The sequence below is a fragment of the Denitrificimonas caeni genome (assembly GCF_905120345.1).
Classification (GTDB): domain Bacteria; phylum Pseudomonadota; class Gammaproteobacteria; order Pseudomonadales; family Pseudomonadaceae; genus Denitrificimonas; species Denitrificimonas caeni_A.
In genome coordinates, this window is sequence record NZ_CAJHOA010000002.1 from 309,202 (window position 1) to 331,158 (window position 21,957).

Sequence of the window (21,957 nt, forward strand, 5' to 3'; positions counted from 1 at the left end):
GGTTGTGCCTATGTCCGCAAACTTACGTTTGGCTTTATTCTTTTTACCCTTCGCTGTTTTAGTCGCAGCATTGGGTTATTGGAATATTAATAGCCCAACAGCAAACGAGCCATCCGCTTTAACAGCAGCTGAGAATGCTATCGATTTTTTTGCACAAGGGACTCATACCCTGCAATTTACCGAGAACGGCACACTGCATTATGAACTGAGTAGCCCGCGCATCGAGCATACGCAGCGCGATGATATTACGTTATTATTACAACCGAATTTATTACTCTTTCGCGGCGGTGAACTGCCATGGAAGATTAGTAGCGAACGTAGCGAAATCAGCCCAGAAGGTAAAGAGGTTGAGCTGATCAAAAACGTTCGCATTGAGCGCACCGATGAAAAAGGGCGCCCAACCATACTCACCACGGAACAACTGATTTACGTGCCAGACACTGAATACGCACACACACCGCTTGCGGTAAAAATTGAAGCGGCCAACGGAGTCACTACAGGCGTTGGCATGCAAACTTATTTAAATGAAAGTAAAATGCATTTACTTTCAAATGTGAGAGGCCGTCATGACGTTCGCTAGAATAACAGCTGCACTCCTTGCTACCAGCATCAGCTTGCTCAGCGGACTGGCTCACGCCCTTCCCTCTGATAGCAGCCAACCTATTAATGTGCAGGCTGATAGTGCGGAAATGGATGATAAACGTGGCGTAGCGATTTATCGTGGCGATGTCATTATCACCCAAGGCACACTAAAGATTACCGGTGATACAGTCACCATCACCCTGAATAAAAGCGGTGATATTGATGTCTTCACCTCCGTCGGCAAGCCGGCTTACTATGAGCAACAACCCGCCACTGATAAAGCACTGGTACAAGCCTACGGACTGACCATTCAGTACTTTGCCAATAATGAAAAAATCATCATTATTGATCAGGCTAAAGTAATTCAACAAGGCAACACTTTCCGCGGCGAAAAAATTATTTACGATACAAAAAAGCAAATTGTCACCGCTGGACGCGGTAAGCAAGGCACTATCACGACGCCTTCGCCACGCATCAACATGGTCATCCAGCCCAAAAACAAAGAAAGCACAACAGAGTCAAGCGCCCCATGAGCAGTACCTTAACCGCGAAAAACTTAGCCAAAGCATACAAAGGCCGCAAAGTGGTGCATGACGTCAGCGTATCCATTAATAGCGGACAAGTGGTTGGCTTATTGGGCCCTAACGGTGCGGGCAAAACCACTTGTTTTTATATGATTGTTGGTTTGGTAAAAGCTGATAAAGGTAGCATTTTTATTGATCAAACCGACGTCAGTTTTCAGCCTATGCACGGTCGTGCACGTGCCGGTATTGGTTATTTACCGCAAGAAGCCTCAATTTTTCGCAAGCTGAGCGTGGCAGACAATATTCTAGCCATTTTAGAACTGCGTAAAGATCTCGATCGCGCTGGCCGCCTGCAAGCATTGGATGAACTCCTACAAGAGTTCAATATCACTCACTTACGCAACAACCTAGGTATGAGCTTATCCGGTGGTGAGCGGCGCCGAGTAGAAATAGCTCGCGCGCTAGCGACCAATCCTAAATTTATTCTACTGGATGAACCTTTTGCTGGGGTCGACCCCATCTCAGTGGGTGATATCAAGCAAATTATCAATCACTTAAAAGACAAAGGGATTGGCGTTTTAATCACTGACCACAACGTACGCGAAACGCTCGACATCTGCGAAACCGCTTACATCGTCAGTGACGGTCAAATTATTGCTGCAGGCTCACCCAGCAGCATCCTTGACAACCAATTAGTGAAAGATGTCTATCTGGGTCAAGAATTTCACTTGTAAGCCTATGTAAACAGGCTCGCACACCCTTTTGTGCGACCTAAACAACCAGAACCGCATCACTTTTATCATCATCATTAGTCTGTCAAGACTAGGCAAACAAGAAAATTTCAGGCATATATCTTGCTTAGAAGAGCCATTTCTTGGCGCACTGATGATTAGGAGTTATGCCTTTCCATTATGAAAGCCTCACTCGTTTTAAAAATGGGTCAGCAACTGACCATGACCCCGCAATTGCAGCAAGCCATTCGCTTGCTGCAAATGTCGACATTAGACCTGCAAGAAGAAATCCAAGAAGCCTTGGAGAGTAACCCGATGCTTGAACGCCAAGAGGATGGCGACAATGCTGACAGTAGCAACGAGCGTACCAGTAAAGCCCAGGAAAACAGCAGCGGCGGTCAATCAGCCGGCCAAGATGAGGCGGCGAGTAGCGCTGAGAATCAACCCGACTCAACGGATTGGACCGAGCAAATCCCTAACGAACTAGAGATTGATACCTCATGGGAAGACATCTACCAATCCAGCGCCAGCAATCTACCCAGTAGTAACAGCGAAGAATGGGACTTTACCAGCACCACATCCGCTGGCATTGACCTGCAAACTCACCTGTTATGGCAGCTTAACCTTGCAAAAATGACTGACAGTGATCGCATGATTGCTACGGTGATTATCGATAGCATCGGCAACGATGGTTATTTGCAAGAAAGCCTCGAGGAAATCCACGCCTCTTTCGATCCGATGCAACACATTGAAATGGATGAAGTGGAGATGGTGCTCAAACGTGTACAACAGTTTGAGCCAACAGGGATTGCTGCGCGCAACCTAAGTGAGTGCCTGCTACTGCAACTGCAGTATCTACCACGTGAGACGGCATGGTTGGCTGAAGCCAAAGTACTCTGCAAAGAGCATTTAGAGCTGCTGGGTAGCCGTGACTACAATCAACTGATGCGACGTATGCGAATTAAGGAAGAAGCGCTTAAAGAGATCGTACAGCTGATCCAAACCCTCAATCCACGCCCCGGCTCAGTGATTGAAAGCAAAGAGCCTGAATATATCGTACCTGACGTTATTGTACGCAAGGCCAATAACCGCTGGATTGTTGAGTTAAATCCGGAGATCGCCCCCCGTTTAGGCGTCAATGCACAATACGCCAGCTTTATTCAACGCGCAGACAATAGCGCCGATAACACCTTTTTACGCACACAACTGCAAGAAGCACGCTGGTTTATTAAAAGTCTGCAGAGTCGCAATGAAACCTTGCTCAAAGTTGCCACGCAAATTCTCGATTATCAGCGCGGTTTTTTTGATTACGGCCCAGAAGCGATGAAACCCTTGGTATTGGCTGAAATTGCGGAAGTGGTCGGTATGCACGAGTCAACCATTTCTCGCGTGACTACGCAAAAATATATGCATACGCCACGTGGTATTTTTGAGTTAAAATATTTTTTCTCAAGCCATGTCAGTACAGCACAAGGTGGCGAATGTTCATCAACAGCCATTCGTGCCATTATTTCTAAACTGGTTGCAGCAGAAAATCCTAAAAAACCATTGAGTGATAGCAAGATCGCTGCTTTACTGGAAGAACAAGGGATTCAAGTGGCACGGCGTACCATTGCCAAATACCGAGAGTCATTAGGTATTGCCTCGTCAACTGAGCGAAAACAGCTATTATAGGCATTGGTTAGTAACACTTAATTTACGCAGGCGGTACAATCCTGCAAACACCGCATCAAGCAGTGAAACTAAGGAGAACGGTATGCAAATCAACATCACAGGTCATCAACTGGAAGTTACTGAAGCTCTACGTGAGTACATTAATGGTAAGTTCGCTAAACTTGAGCGCCACTTCGACAAAATCACCAGTATCCGTGTGACACTTGGCGTTGAGAAAGTTAAACAAACAATTGATGCCACCTTACTGATTGCTGGTGGCGAAATTATTGCCAACGCTGAACATGACGATATGTATGCCGCTATCGATCTTTTGGTTGATAAACTGGACCGCCAATTAATCAAACACAAAGAAAAGCAACTGGATCGTCAAAAAGGCGTTCTGGAACGTTAAGACTTATATGATTCGATTAGAACATATACTGACCCCGGGGCGTTCCCAAGTGAACGTGCCGGGAGGCAGTAAAAAACGTGTACTTGAATACATTGCCCACTTAATTGCCACTGATTTACCTGAAATTGATGAGGACGTTCTTTTCGAAAGCTTAGTTGCTCGTGAAAAGCTCGGCTCGACAGGTTTTGGTAATGGCATTGCTATTCCGCATTGTCGACTAATTGGCTGCACAGCCCCTGTTAGTGCAATTTTACATTTAAAAACTGCAGTTGATTTTGACGCCATTGATGGCGAGCCAGTTGATCTACTCTTTGTACTATTGGTACCTGAACAAGCCACCGATGAGCACTTAGAATTATTGCGCCAAATTGCTAGTATTTTTGAACAAGATGATGTTCGCGAACGCTTGCGTAATGCGCCAAATAGCACCGCTTTATACCAAGCAGTGCTTGATGCTCAACTCTAGAGGTTCTGATCCATGCGTTTAGTTATCGTTAGCGGCCGTTCTGGGTCAGGTAAAAGTACAGCCTTGGATGTACTGGAAGATAACGATTTCTATTGCATTGATAACCTCCCAGCAATGCTCCTCCCTGAACTGGCTGAGCGTACGTTACTCGCCACTGAGTTGGTGTACCCGCAGATAGCCGTATCCATTGATGCGCGTAACGCACCGAATCAACTGGAACGCTTTCCTGAGCTATTAGCAGGTCTGCGCGAACGGCATATTATCTGTGATGTGTTGTATCTTGATGCGGACGATGAAACCCTACTGAAAAGATTTTCAGAAACCCGCAGACGCCACCCTCTGACCAATGATTCACGCTCACTGGCTGAAGCTATTCGTGATGAAAAAGTTCTACTGTCACCGATTATCGATCTAGCCGACTTAACCGTTGATACCTCGCATCTCAATTTGTACCAGCTACGTGACACCATTAAACTACGTTTACTGGATAAGCCCGAACCTGGCACTGCATTTTTGATTGAGTCTTTTGGTTTTAAACGTGGTGTACCGGTTGACGCAGATGTAGTTTTTGATATTCGCTGTCTACCCAACCCGTACTGGAAGCCTGAATTGCGCGCTTACTGTGGCCTTGATCAACCCATTATCGACTACCTTGGCGAACAAGCTGACGTGGCAGAAATGTACAGCGACATTTATACTTATCTAGCTAAGTGGCTGCCGCGCTTTGCCGCCAGTAACCGCGCCTATGTTACCGTCGCTATTGGTTGCACCGGCGGTCAACACCGCTCTGTGTATATGGCACAACGCATCGGTGAAGCGCTCGGCAAAGAGCTGAGCAATGTGCAAATACGTCACCGTGACGTCGTGCGTACTGACGAGAAAAATGATGCCTAGCTGTCAAGTGACTATTATTAACAAACTCGGTTTACATGCGAGAGCCGCAGCAAAATTTGTTTCAGTGGCCAATACTTTTCCGTGTCAGATCAGCATTGGCCGTGACGCCAATAACCTCTGCAACGGTAAAAATATTATGTCAGTGATGATGCTGGCCGCCAGTAAAGGCACAGCGTTGTCGATCAGCGCTGAAGGCGAAGACGCCGAAGCGGCATTAGTGGCGTTACAAGCTTTAATAGCTGAGCGCTTTCACGAAGAAAGCTAGGCCAGACACTGCAGCAGCGAACTCAATCGCTAGCCAATATCTAAGCAGTGCGGACCATCCACCAAAGGATCATTAATCAAGGTGCTAACCCGGCGCTCACGTAATTGCGGCGGTGGACTGGCTAACAGCTCTAACAGCTCTGCATCACTGCTCTGCGGATTAAGCCACAGCGCTTGTTGCTGCTGATTAAGTAGAATAGGTCGACGTAAATTGGCCGCTTGTTGCGTCAACATCGCAACACTGTAGTAATCACGCCCCGGCAGCGCATAGACATCCCAAATCGCAGCAAAATACAGCAACGCATCGTCGGCATACAGCCAAAATGGATGTTTGCGATGCGTCCCGCGCCATTCAAAAAAGCCATTGGCAGGCAAGACACAGCGCTGACTGCGCCAGGCTTTTTTAAACATTGGCTGAGTGCTGACGGTTTCTGCTCGAGCATGCGCTACCGCGCGAGTTAAATCCGTCATCCACTCCGAGGTAAAACCCCATAACGCCATCGCCGCATGCGGCTCTTGTTGCTTTTGCAACAGCATCAGTACCTGAGACTTCGGTGCTAAATTCCAATGCGCACGCATCTGCTGCGGAAAGCCAGGCAGCTGCGCTAGAGTTTCAGGCCAATTAAATAAAGCATAGCGTCCCGACATTACAGCCTCTCTTTTAACACTCTAAAACACCGTGCGCGGCAACATGCTGCAGCTCTGGAGTACCATCAATCATTGGTGTAGCTTGCTGATAACTGCTGATCAATTCGCGCGCCTGTTGCGCATACTGATCACCCACCATTAAGCCCAGCAGGCCTAAAGCAGGCAGTTCACCCATACCGCCCACTAAGTCCTCACCCTGCAAATACACCTCAATACCCTCACTGCGCAGCATACTGATCAACATTTGCGCTTCGATTAAATCAATAGGTTCATGAATTCTTTGCACCTTAGATCTCCTCTGCAAGTTATGCATTAATACGGGTATAATACCCCACTTGTCCAACCCTACAGCGCCCAAAGCACTGACCAGCATCCGAATAAGAGAATCACATGGATCAATTTGATAGCATTCGCCCCTACAATGACGATGAAGTGGCGACTGTATTGCAACGCTTACTGGCTAATGTAGACTTTTTATCCATAATTACTCAATACCGCTTCCCAACAGCTTCACGCTATTTCAGCTGGTTATTACGCCCTATTATTGCTTGGAAAATACGTAATGAGCTGGGTCCAGTCAATAGTGTACTGGCTCTACAGCAACGTATTGAATCCTATGTTGAGCGCAGTATCACCCAAGCGACTGACGGTATTAGCTTTTCGGGAATTGAACATTTACATACCGGCCAACCCCATCTCTTTCTCGCCAATCATCGCGATATCGTTATGGATCCAGCCTTTGTTAATTACGCTTTATTTCAGGCCAAACACACGACACCTCGTATCGCGATTGGCGATAACTTATTGCAGCGCCCTTTTGTTAGCGATCTGATGCGGATTAACAAAAGTTTTATTGTGCACCGTTCACTGACCAACCGTCGTGAGAAACTGGCAGCATTTCAATTGCTATCAGCCTATATCAATCATTCAATTTTAAACGATCATGAATCTATTTGGATTGCACAAGCTGAAGGCCGCGCCAAAGATGGCGATGACCGTACTGAAAGCGCTATCTTAAAAATGTTTCATTTGTCACGTAAAGATGAAGATTTTCAAGACGTTATCACCTCTTTGCGTTTGACACCGGTTGCCATCAGTTATGAATATGATCCTTGTGATATTGCCAAAGCACGCGAGCTGTATATTCGTGCGACAACAGGTGAGTATAAAAAACAAGTAGGTGAAGATGATGCCAGTATCGCGCAAGGCATTACCGGTTATAAAGGCCGAGTACATGTGCACTTTTGCCCAGTGATTTATGCTGGTTTTACTGACGCTAAACAGTTAGCTCACTTAGTTGACCAGCAAATTTGGCGCGATTATCGTTTATTCCCTGTGCATTACTTGGCTTGGTCGATGTGGGATCAGCAAGATACCGGTTTAGACGTACCAGAGATTGCTGACATTTTTAACCGCCAGGAAGTCTTAATCGCTAAACAAGAGTGGCAACGTCGTTTAGCCGCATGCCCAGAAGAACACCGACCTTATCTGATCATGCAATACGCTATGCCGCTGCAAAATCAATACCGCTGCAACGCTCTTCACGCTTAAATTTCGCAGATAACTGCATATGTTTTGAGGTTTTTATGCCCTGGTTACAAGTCCGCTTAGCCATTCAACCCGACCAAGCTGAGCAGTGGGAAGATACTTTGCTCGAACTGGGCGCCGTCTCAGTTACGTTTATGGATGGTGAAGATCAACCTATTTATGAACCTGATTTAGGCACCACACCACTGTGGTCGCATACACACTTACTGGCTCTATTTGAAGGCGATGTTGACTCTGAAGCTCTGCACCAGCATCTGCAATTACTCGGTGGTACAGATGCGCCAGAGATGCAGATCGAGCAGATTGAAGATCAAGATTGGGAGCGTAGCTGGATGGATAATTTTCACCCAATGCGTTTCGGCGAACGTCTCTGGATTGTACCCAGCTGGCATACGGCCCCAGAACCTGATGCAGTGAACTTACTACTTGATCCAGGCTTAGCGTTTGGTACGGGCACACACCCGACGACAGCATTATGTCTTGAATGGCTGGATGGTCAGCCGCTTGAGGGCTGCAATGTACTGGACTTTGGCTGCGGCTCAGGAATTCTAGCCATTGCCGCTAAATTGTTAGGCGCGGCACAACTGACCTGCACCGATATTGATACTCAAGCACTGGACGCCACGCGCGACAATGCCAACCGTAACGGTATTGCCGAAGAGGCTATGCCGGTGTACTTACCGCAAGACATGCCTGCGGGTGAGTTTGATGTGGTATTGGCCAATATTCTTGCCGGTCCTCTGGTCGAACTGGCACCACAGCTGATTCAACATACGCGCGCAGGTGGACGCATTGCCTTATCGGGTATCTTAGCCGAGCAAGCACAAGAGGTACGTGATGCTTATAGCAACGCTTTTGCTTTAGCCCCTACCGCAGAAAAAGACGGCTGGGTCTGCATCTCAGGGGTACGCCTGTAATCAATATTGCCTGATAGTCGGTACAGTTTAGCGATCTATATAGGCTAAACTGTACTGCATCCATGCGCCATTTGAATTTGATACAACCATGACAGATACGTTAATCACTCAATGTCCGCATTGTCAGACGCGCTTTCATCTGAAGCGCAGTCAACTTGATGCTGCGCAAGGCTCAGTACGCTGTGGCGCCTGCTTACAATCCTTTAACGCTATCAGTCAACTCAGCGTCGAGACAGCACGGCCTGCCGTACAACAAACGATTAAACCCAGCCCAAGTATCAGCATTATCTCTCGGTCTGAACCCAACACACAGGCGATTGACTCAAACAAAGAGTCCGCAATAACTGATCCGTCAATAACGCCAAATCGGTTAGATGAGCTAGAGCTTGATCATCAGCTCAATGGTTTAGCGCAAGAACAGCAGCACGCTCATCAACTACTCACAGAGCGGCTCAAGAGCAGACTCAGCGCTGCCGATCAGGCCAGCTCACTGCATAACACCAGCATCGAAACACTGAATGATTGGAGTCATGAACTGTTCGTTGAAGAACCTATGACAGCAACACCTTTAGCGAACGAGGCAGTCGCAAAGGCGCGACTGCAAACGCCAGTCAGTCCTACCGAGCGACGCAGCGATACCTCGCAAGCCCCCTTGCAAGAAGAGCCTATAACGCCTCGTGTTAAGCAGCTGGAATACTTTAGCGACGAACCATTACGTCTTGACTGGCGGAGCAAAAAAAAGCCTTGGAAACGCCGGCTAGCGTGGGGACTCGTCAACGCTTTAGCGCTACTGCTATTAGTCGGCCAATACACGTATAACAACTTTACCCAGCTGGCTCGTGACGACAACACACGCCCATGGCTGGCAGCACTTTGCCCATTGTTTGATTGTCAGCTGCCCGCGAAAGTGGATGTAAAGAAAATTAAAAGCAGCAACTTAGTGGTACGTAAGCACCCTGAATTTAGCGCGGCCTTGCTAGTGGATGCAATTATTTATAACCGTGCGCCATTTAGCCAACCTTTCCCACTGCTGGAGCTGACCTTCTCTGATCCGTACGGCAAGCCTTTAGCCAAACGTTTATTTAAACCTACAGAATACCTGAGCGGCGAACTGGCTGGACAAAGCCAAATGCCACCACAAACGCCGATTCATATTGCCTTAGAAATACTTGAAGCCAAAGGTGGCGCCGCCAACTACAGCTTAAATTTTGTCTCACCTGACTGATCATTAAACAACAGCGCTTAAACCCTCTAAGCGCTGTATTTAACAAGTCGCTAACTGCCCGCAACTTTCATTCGCTCAATCAAAACGGACCCCGTACAGACACTGCCACGTCGATCGAGGTCATTACCAATGGCAACAATCTGCTTAAACATATCGCGCATATTACCGGCAATCGTCACTTCATCGACAGGAAACTGTATCTCGCCATTCTCGACCCAATAGCCACTGGCACCTCGCGAGTAGTCACCGGTGACCATATTTAAACCTTGCCCCATCAACTCGGTGACCAGCAAGCCGCGGCCCATTTGTTTCAATAAAGCTGCTTGATCAGCATCGCCATGAGTGACAAAGAGATTGCGTGCGCCACCCGCATTGGCAGTGCTCGGCATGCCCAGCTTACGTCCAGAATAGGTACTGAGCATGTAATTGCTCAGCACGCCATTCTCAATAAAGGATTTGGCATAAGTGGCCAAACCATCACCGTCAAAAGCACTGCTGGACAAGCCACCTTTGAGTAACGGACGCTCATCTAACGTCAGCCATTCAGGAAACAGCGTCTGTCCCAACGCACCCACCAAAAACGAGGAATTACGGTATTGGCTACCACCGGCAATAGCGCCCAACAAGCTACCGAATAAACCGCCAGCCAATTCAGCAGCAAACAGTACCGGGACATCACAGGTTGGCACTGAGCGTGCCCCTAAGCGACTGACTGTACGCTCAGCAGCTAGACGTCCAATGGTTGCCGCATCGGTTAACAGGTCAGCACGGCGGGCATAGTCATACCAGTAATCACGCTGCATTTGTCCGTCAGACTCCGCGATCATCACGCAGCTGACACTGTGGCGAGTACCGGCATGACCCGCAATCAAGCCATGACTATTGCCATATACTGTGCACCCTACATCACTGTTCACGCTGGTGCCGTCGGCATTACTGATCCGTGAATCCGTCGCGAACGCAGCGGCTTCACACTCTAGCGCCAAGTCAATGGCTTGGGTTGGGCTTAAATCCCACGGATGCCATAAATCTAAATCAGGAAACTCCTGCGCCATCAATTGCTTATCGGCTAAGCCAGAAAACTCATCTGGCGAGGCGTATTTAGCAATGGCCAACGCCGCCGCCACCGTTTCTTGAATAGCAGCATCACCGGTCGCAGTCGTACTCGCCGAGCCTTTCTGTTGGCCGTGGTAAACAGTAATTGAAAAACCTTGGTCACGATTAAACTCAACCGTTTCAACTTCACCCTGACGCACACTGGTGGACAAACCTTGCTGCACCGAGACTGCCACTTCACAGGCACTGGCGCCTTGCTGCTTGGCGGTCGCAAGAATTTTTTCAACCTGGCTTTTCAGCTCAGGTAACGCTTGTGGACCGACACTTTCAATTAAACTCATAGTTACTCCAAAGCATTTTCACAAGACTCTAGCAAAGTACCAGCCTTGCTCTGTTATCATGGTGTTCTAATTGATTGGAACACCGTTATGTCTGACTACCTCGATGACTCACTTGACGAAGACGAAGAAAAAAGCAAATCACAAGTCAAACGTGAAATGCTTGCTCTGCAAGAGCTGGGTCTACGTCTTTCTGACCTTAAACCTGACTTACTGGACAAAATGCCACTCAGCGATGAGCTGCGTAGAGCCTTGGCCGAAACCTGTAAGCATACGGCACATATTGCCCGTAAACGTCATTCGCAATTTCTCGGTAAGCTGCTGCGCAATCATGATATTGATGCCATTATGCGCCCCATTAATCTAACTGACAGCCAAACCCGCGAATACAATGACCGTTTTCATGCCTTAGAACGCTGGCGTAATCGCCTTATTAGCGAAGGTGATACGGCGCTACAGGGTTTTGTTGAAGAATATCCAAGCACCGACATTCAACATCTGCGCAGCTTAGTTCGTCATGCTCAGCACGAACTGGCTCGCAATAAAGCGCCGACTGCCTCGCGTAGAATTTTCAAGTATCTACGCGATCTTGACGAGCAGCGCTTAGGTTTAAAATAACCAACAAGCCGCCAACATATCCGCCGTAACAACAGCGGATATGTATCGTATTCAATTAACTCCCCGTACCACCCACAGTAATACCATCAATCTTCAAGGTCGGCTGACCGACACCCACCGGCACTGACTGCCCTGCTTTACCACAGACGCCAACACCACCGTCCAACTCTAAATCATTACCGACCATCGATACTTGACGCATAGCTTCTGGACCATTACCGATCAAGGTGGCTCCTTTAACTGGCGCGGTAATTTTACCGTCTTCAATTAAGTAGGCTTCACTCGTGGAGAAAACAAACTTACCACTGGTGATATCCACTTGTCCGCCACCCAAGTTAGCGCAATAAATGCCGCGCTTCACTGAACGAATAATCTCATCCGGCTCGCTTTCACCGGCCAACATGTAAGTATTGGTCATGCGTGGCATTGGTACGTGCGCATAGGACTCACGACGACCATTACCGGTTGGCGCAACCCCCATCAAACGTGCGTTCATGCTGTCTTGCATATAACCACGCAACACACCCTTTTCAATCAAGGTGTTGCATTGGCTCGGTGTGCCCTCATCATCAATACTCAAAGAGCCACGACGGCCTGCTAAAGTACCATCATCAACAATCGTACACAGTGATGACGCCACTTGCTGACCCACTTTGCCGCTATAAGCTGAGCTGCCTTTACGGTTAAAATCACCTTCTAAGCCATGACCAACCGCCTCATGCAGCAATACGCCGCTCCAGCCTGGGCCGAGTACCACAGGTAACATTCCGGCAGGTGCAGCAATTGCTTCCAGGTTAACCTGCGCTTGGCGCACAGCTTCGCGGGCATACTCTAAGGCTCGGTCCTGCTCTAAGAAATAACGGTAATCACTGCGTCCACCACCGCCGGCACTGCCACGCTCACGGCGACCATTGTGCTCAATAATCACACTGACATTAAAACGCACCAGTGGTCGTACATCTGCGGCGAGACGACCGTCGAGGGTTGCGATTAAAATCTGTTCCCACGATCCAGTCAAACTCACCGTCACCTGACAAATTCGCGGATCTAATGCGCGAGTCGCCAAATCAATTCTTTTCAGTAGCGCTACTTTCTCTTCGCGGCTGATCACCTCAAGCGGATTATCCGCTGGGTATAAAGGCGTATGGGCGACACTTTGAATAGCGATTGGCTGTACGTTCTGACCCGATTGAGCAATGCTACGTGAGGCTTGCGCGGCTTGTAATAAGGCCGGTAAGGTCAGAGCATTACTATAGGAAAAACCAGTTTTTTCACCGGCTAAGGCGCGTACACCAACGCCTTGATCTAAACTGAAGCTGCCTTCTTTCACAATACCTTCTTCCAGCACCCAGGCTTCAGAAATACGGTTTTGAAAATATAAATCTGCCGCATCAATCCCAGGTCCAGCTAACTCGCTGAATACAGTGGATAATTGTTCTAACGCTAAGCCCGTGGGTGCCAACAAAACAGAACTGGCGCTGGCTAACAAATCACTCATGGTGTGTCCTCTGTGTCTGCGCGCGGTAACTGCGCTACAGAAAATCGTTTATGTTGCCAGATTGGCATACGTTGGCGAATGGCCGCTTGCTCAGCATACGCATAAGTACTGCTGATACAGCCTGCGCCTGTCGGTAACTCAGCCAACACACGTCCCCATGCATCAATAATTGCTGAATGGCCAAAAGTTTCACGACCCGGCCCATGCTCGCCACCTTGATTCGCCGCGAGCAGCATGCATTGTGTTTCTATCGCACGAGCGCGTAATAACACTTGCCAATGTGCCGCTCCAGTCAACGCAGTAAAGGCCGACGGCACGCTAATCAACTCAGCACCAGCATCACGCAAGGCGCTATACAACTCAGGAAAACGCAAATCGTAACAGATTGTCATACCTAAGCGCCCGACGGGTGTATCCACCACAGTACAACTCTGCCCTTGGGCATAACGCTCAGACTCTTGATAACGGCCCTGCTGATCATCGACGGCAGCATCAAACAAATGCAGCTTATCGTAGCGCGCGACGCATTCGCCAAATTCATTAAATAACAAAGAGCTGGCGCAGGGCTTACCGTCCTGATGCCCTGCAGGCAGCAGCGGTAACGTCCCACCAACCAGCCATAAACCCAACTCGCGCGCAGTTTGCGCTAACCAAGGTAAGATGGGGCCTTGTTGCTGTGCTTCAAGGGCAGCGATTTGTGCAGTATTAACCCGCCCCATCGCGGCAAAGTTTTCTGGCAACACTGCCAAACGCGCACCTTCTGCTGCAGCCTGCTCGAGTAAGCGGCGTGCGCTGGCAAGGTTCGCGGCAATATTTTCGCCCGATACCATTTGAATTACCGCAACAGTCATAGAAACGACACACTCCGCATTCGTTATGCTTTAAGCAGACTTGCGATGTTAGCAAGTCTGCAGACAATTTTACCGTATCAAGCACAGAGCACAACAGCTGCGCCGCTTATGCCATACTATTAGGCTTATTAATATCTTACGTGCCTATGCCAAAGCTTCTCGACATACAAAATCTGCAGTGCTCACAATGGCGACAAGCCATTCAACTCGGCGACTTTCAGCGCGGCAAAGACTACGCTGCACGAGGTCGCAGTAGCGTATTGCAGCTGCAGAACTCGACGTTAACCGCACAGTGTAAAGGCTCGGCTGGGCAAACCTATCTGCAAACCATCACTTTACTGGCCCAAGATACACACTACGATATCAATGGCCGCTGTTCTTGCTATGTCGGTTACAACTGTAAACATGTCGTCGCCGCGCTACTGACGCTTGAGCAGATGCAAAAAGAGGGACAACCCCCACCCAGTTTAAGCAGCTCAGTCAAAGCACCGGCTCCACAACACGTGACACAAGCCTTAAAAATCACTGATGCAGCTGTACAGCGACCGACTCCGCAACTGACGTTTGGCAGTGTCACACTGAAGCGTTACGACGCCCGAAGTAAACGCATGCAAACCACAATCCAGCACCGCGCAGCCTTGGCTTTCGACTATCACGGTCATCAATGCAGTGGCAAAGCAACAGCCAATTTTCTCGTGAGTACCGGCCCCTATCAACGCTTACGCATTACCCGCGATTTAGATTTTGAAAATCGCTGCCGTGAGCAATTGAAGAAGTTCGGCTGGCAGATCTCTCTACGACGTAGCGATGCGGTGCCAGAGAGCGCAGGCGATGCCTATGAGTTAGCTAGCGAGCAAGCTTGGCTGATTTTTATGCAGCAGCCGTTACAAGATTTGCGTGCACAAGAGTGGCAGATTTTAATGCTGCCACAGTTTCAGTTTAATCTACTGCCGGTTGAGCAGTGGTACGCCACGCTTGAAGAATCCCCCAGCCTCGACTGGTTTGCCTTAGAGTTAGGTATCGAAGTGGCAGGCCAATCCATCAGCCTGCTACCCATTTTATTACAGCTGATTCGCCAATCGCCGAAGCTACTCGATCCTGACTATATTGCCCAACGCAGCGACCAAGACGTAGTTTTAGTGCATATCAGCAAGCTAGGCCAGCGCGTAGCCTTACCTTATGCACGTATTCGTCCAGTGCTGATGACGCTGGGCGAACTGTATATCCGTGAAGCGCTAACTGACGACAATACATTGCGCTTGCCGCGCCAAGAGGCTGCTCGTTTAACTGAGCTACAAGCTCAAGGTATTGAATGGCATGGCGGCGAAGGCATTCAAGCATTAGCCGAACGACTCTCTCAGCCACTACAATCCTTGTGCCCAGTACCAGACGGACTCAACGCCACCTTGCGCGACTACCAACGTGACGGTCTAACTTGGCTGCAAAATCTAATGCAGATCGGTATGGGCGGTATTTTGGCCGACGATATGGGCTTGGGCAAAACGCTGCAAACTTTAGCGCATATTCTCAGTGAGAAAAATGCGCAACGTCTGCAACAGCCGGCACTCATTATTATGCCAACCAGCCTGATCGCCAACTGGCAAGATGAAGCGCAACGCTTTACTCCGCAACTTAAAGTGCTCTGCTTGCATGGCCCACAGCGTAAGACATTATTTACCCAGATTACCGAGGCTGATATTGTTATTAGCACCTATGCTTTGTTATCACGCGACAGCCAGCATCTGCTCGCGCACGATTGGCATATGGTGATTCTCGATGAAGCGCAAACCATTAAAAACCCTCACAGTAAGGCGGCGCTGTGTGTCAGCCAACTGCGCGCACAACAACGTCTATGTTTAACCGGCACACCCTTGGAAAATAACTTAGGTGAACTCTGGTCGCTGTTTAATTTTCTGATGCCTGGCTGGCTCGGCGATAACAAAAGCTTTACTCGTCAATACCGTACTCCGATCGAGAAGCAGGCCGACGAGCAGCGCTTGGCTCACCTTAAAGGTCGTCTTAAGCCCTTTATTTTAAGGCGCACCAAGCAACAAGTGGCCAGCGAACTGCCGGCAAAAACAGAAATCACCCATCACATCAATTTAACCAGCGCCCAACGAGATCGTTACGAAACTTTACGTTTGGCTATGGATAAAAAAGTTCGCGATGCGATTCAGCGCGTTGGTGCTGCACGCAGTCATATTGTCGTTTTAGAAGCACTGCTAAGATTGCGACAAGTATGCTGCGACTTACGTCTTCTCAGCGAGGAAGATGCTAAACAACACACCAGCAAAGCCTCAGCGAAGATGCAGCATTTATTGGCAATGCTGCGTACTTTTACTGCTGAAGGACGGCGGATCTTAGTCTTTTCACAATTCACCAGCATGCTGGCCTTAATCGCCGACGAGCTCAATAAGGCCAAGATCTCTTTTGTGCAACTGACTGGACAAACAGTTGATCGCCGCACACCCGTAGAGCGCTTCCAAGCGGAAGAAGTACCGGTATTTTTAATCAGTCTAAAAGCCGGCGGAGTCGGTTTAAACCTGACCGCAGCCGATACCGTCATCCATATTGATCCTTGGTGGAATCCTGCTACAGAAGCACAAGCCAGCGACCGCGCTTACCGTATCGGACAAACTAAACCGGTGTTTATTTATAAGCTGATTGCACGCGGCAGTGTTGAAGAAAAGATCCAACACCTACAAGAGCATAAAGCGGCATTGGCTAGCAGTATTCTTGACGGCGGCTCTAGCGTCAACTCCAGCCTCGATGACGCAACGATTGAAGCCTTACTCGCACCGCTTAACGCTTAAAAGCGAATCAAATATATTCACTGCATACCGGTTTTGCTATGCTCCGCGCATGACTTAAGGAGTATTGACGGTGAAAAAAAATCGAGCAGATAAGTTACGCGATAGCTTACATGAGCACGCTGAATCAGCAGGTAATCTTCTCGTAGAAGCGTTTCATTACCTTGCCTTATTTGCTATCGGCGGGATGACAGCTTGGGCGGGAACCATGGCGGCGCTAGAAATGCTGAGCAAGGGCGCAGCCTCGATTGATGATATTTTATTACTGTTTATCTACTTAGAGTTGGGCGCTATGGTCGGTATTTACTTTAAAACCAACCATATGCCGGTACGCTTTTTAATCTATGTGGCAATTACAGCATTAACCCGGCTGATGATTTCTGATATTTCTCATCATCAAGAACCCGATATGAGCGTGGTCTACGTATCTGGAGCCATTTTATTATTGGCCATCGCAGTATTAGTGGTGCGCTACGCGTCAGCACAGTTCCCTGCTATTACGCCTGCGACTAAAACTCACAGGGTGAGCGATGAAAGCCATGAAGGTATTGAGCCGTAACCCACTTACGTCGCCGCTGCATTCTATAAGTGATACAGCAGCGGCTAATTAAGCACTATAAAACAGGACTTTATTTGGTTGGGACCGGCATAGGGAATGCCATCACATTACCGACCGCAGCTTCACTGATGCGCGCCACGCCTAAGCGCTCAACTTCATCAATACGAACAATCGCATGCATCGGCACATAGCTACGAATCACACCTTCAAACTGTGCCTTAAGCTTTTCTTCGCTGGGATCAACTACGACTTGGGTACGCTCACCAAAAACAAACTCTTCTATTTCTAAAAAGCCCCAAAGATCACTTTGATAAATTGCTTTTGCATACATTTCAAAGACTTGGCCTTGATTGACAAAGATCACCTTAAAAATCGGGTTTTCGCTTTTACTCATAACCGCATAAAACTCATAAACGAACGGAGTGGCAGCTTAACATATTCACTCAATTGTGTAGTCTTATCCTATAACGCTTATTAGCTATTATGCGTGAGTCCTATCTCCCTGCGCATAACCCTTACGACTCACTGCAAAATAAAATCATTCAATGCTTGACTTGCGAATGAGAATTGTTATTATTAACTCAACTGATCGCAAGATCAGTGGATGACTAAAAAATCAACAGGTCGGTTTTTCAAGTTATCTCTCATCAGGCTAAACACGGTTTTGACCCGCACATGTGCGGGTCTTTTTTTGTCGATAATACAGCGCAGCAAAAATAACCCTCGAATTATAGAAACAATAAAGCCAAGCATTAAGCTTGGCTTTTGATTGTGCGAGGTGCGGTGCCTACCATCAGACACCGCTAGCTAACGTCTAATTAACGTACGCCTGCTTGACGCAACGCTGCTGGGGTGAAATCGCCCGAGGACGCAACTGATCCGAAGTCATACGACTGCTTCTCTTCGTTCTTCATACCCAAAGCTAAGTAACGACCCGACTGCAGGTCATACAAGGCTTCCAGCGAATACCAAGGCACTTGCTTGTTAAAGTAATACAACGCGTGCGCTTCAGCAACACGCCACAAGTTACCACGACCATCGTAATGGTCGATTGCCGCAGCTTGCCACGTATCTTCATCAATATAGAAGTCACGTTTTGCATAAATATGACGCTCGCCTGCTTTCAGAGTTGCCGTCACATGCCAAACACGGTGCAATTCATAACGCGTTAAGTCTTGATTGATATGGCCCGCTTTAATGATGTCAGCATATTTAAGCTTCGGTGAATCTAACTCATAGTTATTGTAAGAAATATAAATTTCTTTTTTACCATTAAGCTTCCAATCATAACGATCAGGTGCACCGTTATACATATCTAAGTTATCAGAGGTACGTAAACCATCGGCTGCAGTACCTGGACCGTCATACGACACTTGTGGTGCGCGACGCACACGACGTTGACCGGCATTATATAACCATGCCATACGTGGCTCTTTAATTTGATCTAGAGTCTCGTGAACTAATAACACGTTGCCTGCTAAACGTGAAGGTGCAGTAACTTTTTGCTTAAAGTAAAACAAAATATTACTTGGCTTACTGGCGTCGTAGTCTTTAAGTTTGTTGGGAAACACAAACTCATCATCAAAGTACACTAGTGAATAAGAACCGTTGGTTTGCGGCGTTGCCTGCGTGACATAACGCTTTACGCTGCCGCCACGGTAACGGGTAATATGGTTCCAAATCACTTCCAAACCATTTTGTGGAATGGGGAATGCATTCGCCACACCGAATTTTTCTAGACCATTACCACCTTGCACCATGTTGGTATTTAAAGCATTGGTCTTAGCAGCCTCAACCACATCCGCAGGCATATTCACCGAGCGGTGCGTTGTATACACAGGTATACGGTAAGTGTCAGGATAGCGCTTAAACATCGCCTGCTGTCCGGGTGTTAACTTGTCTTTATATTGCTCCACATTTTGTGCAGTAATAGTAAACAATGGTTTTTCGCCAGCAAACGGATTACCTAAAAAACCACGGCTATCAACAGAGGCAGCATTAGTGGCGATACCACCCGTCCACTCTGGAATAGTACCTTCGGCGTTACCTGCTTTTTCTGCACCAAACGGGGTTAACGTACTACCTAATTTTGCTGCCTCACTTGGAGAAACAGCAGCCATTACACTGGCAGCGAACAACGACAATAAAAATACTGCGCCAGTTTGCATTAAAGATTTATTTGTTTTCATTATTTTAGTCTTCCTAAGAGTAAAAAAATTGGGAGACACACAGTGCGCAGTGCTGACCCTCGCCAGCACTGCGAGCAGTTATTAGAAGTTCATACCAAAGTTTAATGATACAAAGTCACGGTCTTTTAAGGTGTTATAACGGCCATCAAAGAAGTTGGTGTATGACAAACCTGCGGTGTAGGTATTTTGGTAATCAGCATCAACACCAAAACTTACCGCTTTAGAGCCTTCGTTAAACTGACCATTAGGACCATAACCATCGACGTCATGTGAGAACGCCATATTGGGATGCAAGTTAATGCCGGCAAATACATCGCTATAATCTAGGATACCGCGCATACGATAGCCCCATGATGATGAGGTTACAAAGCCGTGATCACCATATCGTGCCACTGAGCTTCCTGTTGGATCAACAGCACTACCTTTCACACCAAAGATCGGATCACGACCATAGCGAACTTTATCTTTACTCTCTAATCCAGCGACATAGGTATAGCCCACTTCACCTACAACCGTAGCACGGCTGGCACCCAACACTTGGTCGAAGAAATGGGTAAAGGTGGTTTGCAATTGCGTCACTTCTTTACGTGCATAACCTTTTTGAATCGCACCGGGTACAGAACCGCCAGTCAGCACAGTAGCTAACGCCAACGTCATCTCTTGAGTGTTGATTTGAATCGGCGCATTCGGACGGTAGCTGACCTCACCCTGCCACGCGGTACCCGTAGGTAAGGTGGTCGAGAAACTTAAGCCAAACAGGCGAATATCTTCTGGATAATCCATGAAGTAATTACCGTTACCCACCGCAACTGCGGCACCACCTAAGGTTTTCGCTTGGCCAGTTAATTTACCGAACTGTGCAGGTCCATTAACCCAGCCTGGCTGTGCCATAGACGCGCCAACTAGAGCAGGTCCTGAGAGTCCGGTTTGCTTAGCCACCTGAGACAGGATGGTTGTATTTTGAATAGAGGCGGCAGCCGAACCAATACTTAATGGATTAAGTGCACTCGCATTCGCATTTTTCATACTAAGAAACGGGTTACGACTATGATAATTCATCATATAAGCACCGTACTCAGTGTTATCACCAAGCCAACGTAAGGCTAAACCATACTGTCCATCATCTTTAGCTTTGTTATCTTTACCTCGTGCAACCAACAACCCTTCTCTCTCAGAATAATTAATACCAACACTGCCAGTATTAATTATATTGGGAACGCCCATTGCGTTAGCACCATCAATACCCATCAACAAATCAGTCAACTGACGGTCTAGAATATGGTAATTATTATCACAGCCATCAGCAGCAACATCTGCACTAGAGAAGAAAGTCCCGCAGTTATCCACTACAGTTTGTTTCCAGCCAATTTGATAGAAGGCTTCCATCGATAGCTGATCAGTCAAGTTCTGCGAAACAAACAGCATATTAACAGGGATTAAACCTTCTTTTAGTTCAGCTCCTGGACGACGAAATGCGGATACATCAATCGGGTTAACCGAGTTGATAGAGTTCATAATAAAAGTACTTTCACCCCAACTAACCACCTGCTTACCCAAACGCACAGTACCGGGCTGGTCAGCAATGGAATAGTTTTGGTAAACAAAGGCATCTAAGATTTCCGCACCACGGGTCTTAGCGCCTTCCTTACGACCTTTATTGCTAATATCTTTAAACGGGCGGCTACCATCTTGCAATTCTGTATCGTACCAATATTTACCACGGACAAAGACCCCTGTGTCTTTGTATTTTAATTCGAGGTCATGTAAACCTTTAAAAATCTGTGAAAAAGTTTTACCGCGCTGGAAATTTAAACGACCATCATCTCCAGTCTGGGTATAACCGGTTCCGCCATTCGCGTTACCAATAAAGCGCTGATCATGTTTAGCGGTTGACCAACTGGCACCAACTGACAAAGAGCTATCAAATGATCCTTCAATTTCGCCTACATCAAAAGTGATTGCAGAGGCTGGCGTAGCCAATACTGATGCTAAGCCTACGGCTAATGGCAATTTCGCCAAACGCCATATATGTTGATTTCTTATAGTCATGGATGCAACTCCGAATGTTATTTTGGCTGTTGGCAGTATAACCAACCACTTCTTCAGACTAATCAACCAAAAGACTGATTAATCATACTAACCGCTCTAATCTGACGGTTTTAAATATTCTGTCA

General features: G+C 47.6%; 22 protein-coding genes. 14 read left to right on the plus strand and 8 right to left on the minus strand.

Annotated elements, in window-relative coordinates:
• Positions 1-10: 10 nt before the first annotated feature.
• From lptC to JYJ62_RS05055, 8 genes are all read left to right on the plus strand, one after another.
• Positions 11-580: an LPS export ABC transporter periplasmic protein LptC gene (lptC, locus tag JYJ62_RS05020; RefSeq protein ID WP_205341101.1), complete on the plus strand. Its 570-nt coding sequence runs from the start codon at positions 11-13 to the stop codon at positions 578-580.
• Positions 567-1,115 carry a lipopolysaccharide transport periplasmic protein LptA gene (lptA, locus tag JYJ62_RS05025; protein WP_205341102.1) on the plus strand — a complete coding sequence of 183 codons (549 nt, stop codon included), beginning with the start codon at positions 567-569 and terminating at the stop codon, positions 1,113-1,115. Before lptC ends, lptA begins: the two co-directional genes overlap by 14 nt.
• On the plus strand, positions 1,112-1,840 hold the full coding sequence (lptB, locus tag JYJ62_RS05030; protein WP_205341103.1) for an LPS export ABC transporter ATP-binding protein: 729 nt from the start codon (positions 1,112-1,114) through the stop codon (positions 1,838-1,840). The genes lptA and lptB overlap by 4 nt, the downstream gene beginning before the upstream one ends.
• Before the next feature lie 177 nt (positions 1,841-2,017).
• Positions 2,018-3,511: an RNA polymerase factor sigma-54 gene (locus tag JYJ62_RS05035; RefSeq protein ID WP_205341104.1), complete on the plus strand. Its 1,494-nt coding sequence runs from the start codon at positions 2,018-2,020 to the stop codon at positions 3,509-3,511.
• A gap of 82 nt (positions 3,512-3,593) precedes the next feature.
• Entirely contained in the window at positions 3,594-3,902 is a 309-nt protein-coding gene (gene hpf, locus JYJ62_RS05040; protein ID WP_205341105.1) for a ribosome hibernation promoting factor, read from the plus strand.
• 7 nt (positions 3,903-3,909) lie between these two features.
• Positions 3,910-4,368 (plus strand): PTS IIA-like nitrogen regulatory protein PtsN, encoded by a 459-nt coding sequence (ptsN, locus tag JYJ62_RS05045; protein ID WP_205341106.1) that lies wholly within the window; start codon positions 3,910-3,912, stop codon positions 4,366-4,368.
• Between the two features lie 12 nt (positions 4,369-4,380).
• Positions 4,381-5,262, plus strand: a complete 882-nt coding sequence (rapZ, locus tag JYJ62_RS05050) for an RNase adapter RapZ (protein ID WP_205341107.1) — start codon at positions 4,381-4,383, stop codon at positions 5,260-5,262.
• Positions 5,255-5,527 (plus strand): HPr family phosphocarrier protein, encoded by a 273-nt coding sequence (locus JYJ62_RS05055; RefSeq protein ID WP_205341324.1) that lies wholly within the window; start codon positions 5,255-5,257, stop codon positions 5,525-5,527. Before rapZ ends, JYJ62_RS05055 begins: the two co-directional genes overlap by 8 nt.
• A 29-nt stretch (positions 5,528-5,556) precedes the next feature.
• Here JYJ62_RS05055 and JYJ62_RS05060 read toward each other — a convergent pair whose 3' ends face one another.
• Entirely contained in the window at positions 5,557-6,174 is a 618-nt protein-coding gene (locus tag JYJ62_RS05060) for an SOS response-associated peptidase (protein ID WP_205341108.1), read from the minus strand.
• A 13-nt stretch (positions 6,175-6,187) separates the two neighbouring features.
• A complete protein-coding gene (locus JYJ62_RS05065; RefSeq protein WP_205341109.1) occupies positions 6,188-6,460 on the minus strand; it encodes a putative signal transducing protein in 273 nt (90 codons plus the stop codon).
• Between the two features lie 104 nt (positions 6,461-6,564).
• On the opposite strand from JYJ62_RS05065, the gene JYJ62_RS05070 reads away from it, so the two are divergent.
• From JYJ62_RS05070 to JYJ62_RS15805, 3 genes are all read left to right on the plus strand, one after another.
• Positions 6,565-7,725, plus strand: coding sequence for a 1-acyl-sn-glycerol-3-phosphate acyltransferase (locus tag JYJ62_RS05070; protein WP_205341110.1), 1,161 nt, complete (start codon positions 6,565-6,567; stop codon positions 7,723-7,725).
• A gap of 35 nt (positions 7,726-7,760) precedes the next feature.
• Positions 7,761-8,639, plus strand: coding sequence for a 50S ribosomal protein L11 methyltransferase (prmA, locus tag JYJ62_RS05075; protein ID WP_205341111.1), 879 nt, complete (start codon positions 7,761-7,763; stop codon positions 8,637-8,639).
• A gap of 88 nt (positions 8,640-8,727) precedes the next feature.
• The gene (locus JYJ62_RS15805; RefSeq protein WP_232365718.1) at positions 8,728-9,864 is read left to right on the plus strand and encodes a DUF3426 domain-containing protein; all 1,137 of its coding nucleotides are present in this window, start codon (positions 8,728-8,730) and stop codon (positions 9,862-9,864) included.
• A gap of 50 nt (positions 9,865-9,914) precedes the next feature.
• Here JYJ62_RS15805 and pmbA read toward each other — a convergent pair whose 3' ends face one another.
• Positions 9,915-11,261: a metalloprotease PmbA gene (pmbA, locus tag JYJ62_RS05090; RefSeq protein ID WP_205341112.1), complete on the minus strand. Its 1,347-nt coding sequence runs from the start codon at positions 11,259-11,261 to the stop codon at positions 9,915-9,917.
• Positions 11,262-11,348: 87 nt separating this feature from the next.
• Between pmbA and yjgA the strand changes: the two genes are divergently transcribed.
• Positions 11,349-11,876 carry a ribosome biogenesis factor YjgA gene (gene yjgA, locus JYJ62_RS05095; protein ID WP_205341113.1) on the plus strand — a complete coding sequence of 176 codons (528 nt, stop codon included), beginning with the start codon at positions 11,349-11,351 and terminating at the stop codon, positions 11,874-11,876.
• Between the two features lie 55 nt (positions 11,877-11,931).
• Here yjgA and tldD read toward each other — a convergent pair whose 3' ends face one another.
• Together tldD and JYJ62_RS05105 are read right to left on the minus strand one after the other, a co-directional pair.
• Complete coding sequence (tldD, locus tag JYJ62_RS05100; RefSeq protein ID WP_205341114.1) at positions 11,932-13,374, minus strand: metalloprotease TldD; 1,443 nt, start codon at positions 13,372-13,374, stop codon at positions 11,932-11,934.
• Positions 13,371-14,225 carry a carbon-nitrogen hydrolase family protein gene (locus JYJ62_RS05105; RefSeq protein WP_205341115.1) on the minus strand — a complete coding sequence of 285 codons (855 nt, stop codon included), beginning with the start codon at positions 14,223-14,225 and terminating at the stop codon, positions 13,371-13,373. Before JYJ62_RS05105 ends, tldD begins: the two co-directional genes overlap by 4 nt.
• Positions 14,226-14,371: 146 nt before the next feature.
• Between JYJ62_RS05105 and JYJ62_RS05110 the strand changes: the two genes are divergently transcribed.
• The gene (locus JYJ62_RS05110) at positions 14,372-17,038 is read left to right on the plus strand and encodes a DEAD/DEAH box helicase (RefSeq protein ID WP_205341116.1); all 2,667 of its coding nucleotides are present in this window, start codon (positions 14,372-14,374) and stop codon (positions 17,036-17,038) included.
• 70 nt (positions 17,039-17,108) lie between these two features.
• Complete coding sequence (locus tag JYJ62_RS05115; protein ID WP_205341117.1) at positions 17,109-17,594, plus strand: phosphate-starvation-inducible protein PsiE; 486 nt, start codon at positions 17,109-17,111, stop codon at positions 17,592-17,594.
• Positions 17,595-17,664: 70 nt separating this feature from the next.
• Here JYJ62_RS05115 and JYJ62_RS05120 read toward each other — a convergent pair whose 3' ends face one another.
• From JYJ62_RS05120 to JYJ62_RS05130, 3 genes are all read right to left on the minus strand, one after another.
• Entirely contained in the window at positions 17,665-17,988 is a 324-nt protein-coding gene (locus tag JYJ62_RS05120) for a DUF1820 family protein (protein WP_205341118.1), read from the minus strand.
• Positions 17,989-18,412: 424 nt separating this feature from the next.
• Positions 18,413-19,783, minus strand: coding sequence for a DUF1329 domain-containing protein (locus tag JYJ62_RS05125; protein WP_205341119.1), 1,371 nt, complete (start codon positions 19,781-19,783; stop codon positions 18,413-18,415).
• A gap of 81 nt (positions 19,784-19,864) precedes the next feature.
• Positions 19,865-21,832 (minus strand): DUF1302 domain-containing protein, encoded by a 1,968-nt coding sequence (locus JYJ62_RS05130; RefSeq protein WP_205341120.1) that lies wholly within the window; start codon positions 21,830-21,832, stop codon positions 19,865-19,867.
• Between the last annotated feature and the right edge of the window lie 125 nt (positions 21,833-21,957).

Coding starts and splice junctions, on each gene's coding strand:
- JYJ62_RS05105 (WP_205341115.1), bottom strand. CDS start 14,225: ATGACTGTTGCGGTAATTCAAATGGTATCGGGCGAAAATATTGCCGCG.
- hpf (WP_205341105.1), top strand. CDS start 3,594: ATGCAAATCAACATCACAGGTCATCAACTGGAAGTTACTGAAGCTCTA.
- JYJ62_RS05120 (WP_205341118.1), bottom strand. CDS start 17,988: ATGAGTAAAAGCGAAAACCCGATTTTTAAGGTGATCTTTGTCAATCAA.
- prmA (WP_205341111.1), top strand. CDS start 7,761: ATGCCCTGGTTACAAGTCCGCTTAGCCATTCAACCCGACCAAGCTGAG.
- JYJ62_RS05055 (WP_205341324.1), top strand. CDS start 5,255: ATGCCTAGCTGTCAAGTGACTATTATTAACAAACTCGGTTTACATGCG.
- lptB (WP_205341103.1), top strand. CDS start 1,112: ATGAGCAGTACCTTAACCGCGAAAAACTTAGCCAAAGCATACAAAGGC.
- JYJ62_RS05130 (WP_205341120.1), bottom strand. CDS start 21,832: ATGACTATAAGAAATCAACATATATGGCGTTTGGCGAAATTGCCATTA.
- JYJ62_RS05060 (WP_205341108.1), bottom strand. CDS start 6,174: ATGTCGGGACGCTATGCTTTATTTAATTGGCCTGAAACTCTAGCGCAG.
- rapZ (WP_205341107.1), top strand. CDS start 4,381: ATGCGTTTAGTTATCGTTAGCGGCCGTTCTGGGTCAGGTAAAAGTACA.
- JYJ62_RS05125 (WP_205341119.1), bottom strand. CDS start 19,783: ATGAAAACAAATAAATCTTTAATGCAAACTGGCGCAGTATTTTTATTG.
- ptsN (WP_205341106.1), top strand. CDS start 3,910: ATGATTCGATTAGAACATATACTGACCCCGGGGCGTTCCCAAGTGAAC.
- JYJ62_RS05110 (WP_205341116.1), top strand. CDS start 14,372: ATGCCAAAGCTTCTCGACATACAAAATCTGCAGTGCTCACAATGGCGA.
- JYJ62_RS15805 (WP_232365718.1), top strand. CDS start 8,728: ATGACAGATACGTTAATCACTCAATGTCCGCATTGTCAGACGCGCTTT.
- lptA (WP_205341102.1), top strand. CDS start 567: ATGACGTTCGCTAGAATAACAGCTGCACTCCTTGCTACCAGCATCAGC.
- JYJ62_RS05070 (WP_205341110.1), top strand. CDS start 6,565: ATGGATCAATTTGATAGCATTCGCCCCTACAATGACGATGAAGTGGCG.
- yjgA (WP_205341113.1), top strand. CDS start 11,349: ATGTCTGACTACCTCGATGACTCACTTGACGAAGACGAAGAAAAAAGC.
- lptC (WP_205341101.1), top strand. CDS start 11: ATGTCCGCAAACTTACGTTTGGCTTTATTCTTTTTACCCTTCGCTGTT.
- pmbA (WP_205341112.1), bottom strand. CDS start 11,261: ATGAGTTTAATTGAAAGTGTCGGTCCACAAGCGTTACCTGAGCTGAAA.
- JYJ62_RS05035 (WP_205341104.1), top strand. CDS start 2,018: ATGAAAGCCTCACTCGTTTTAAAAATGGGTCAGCAACTGACCATGACC.
- tldD (WP_205341114.1), bottom strand. CDS start 13,374: ATGAGTGATTTGTTAGCCAGCGCCAGTTCTGTTTTGTTGGCACCCACG.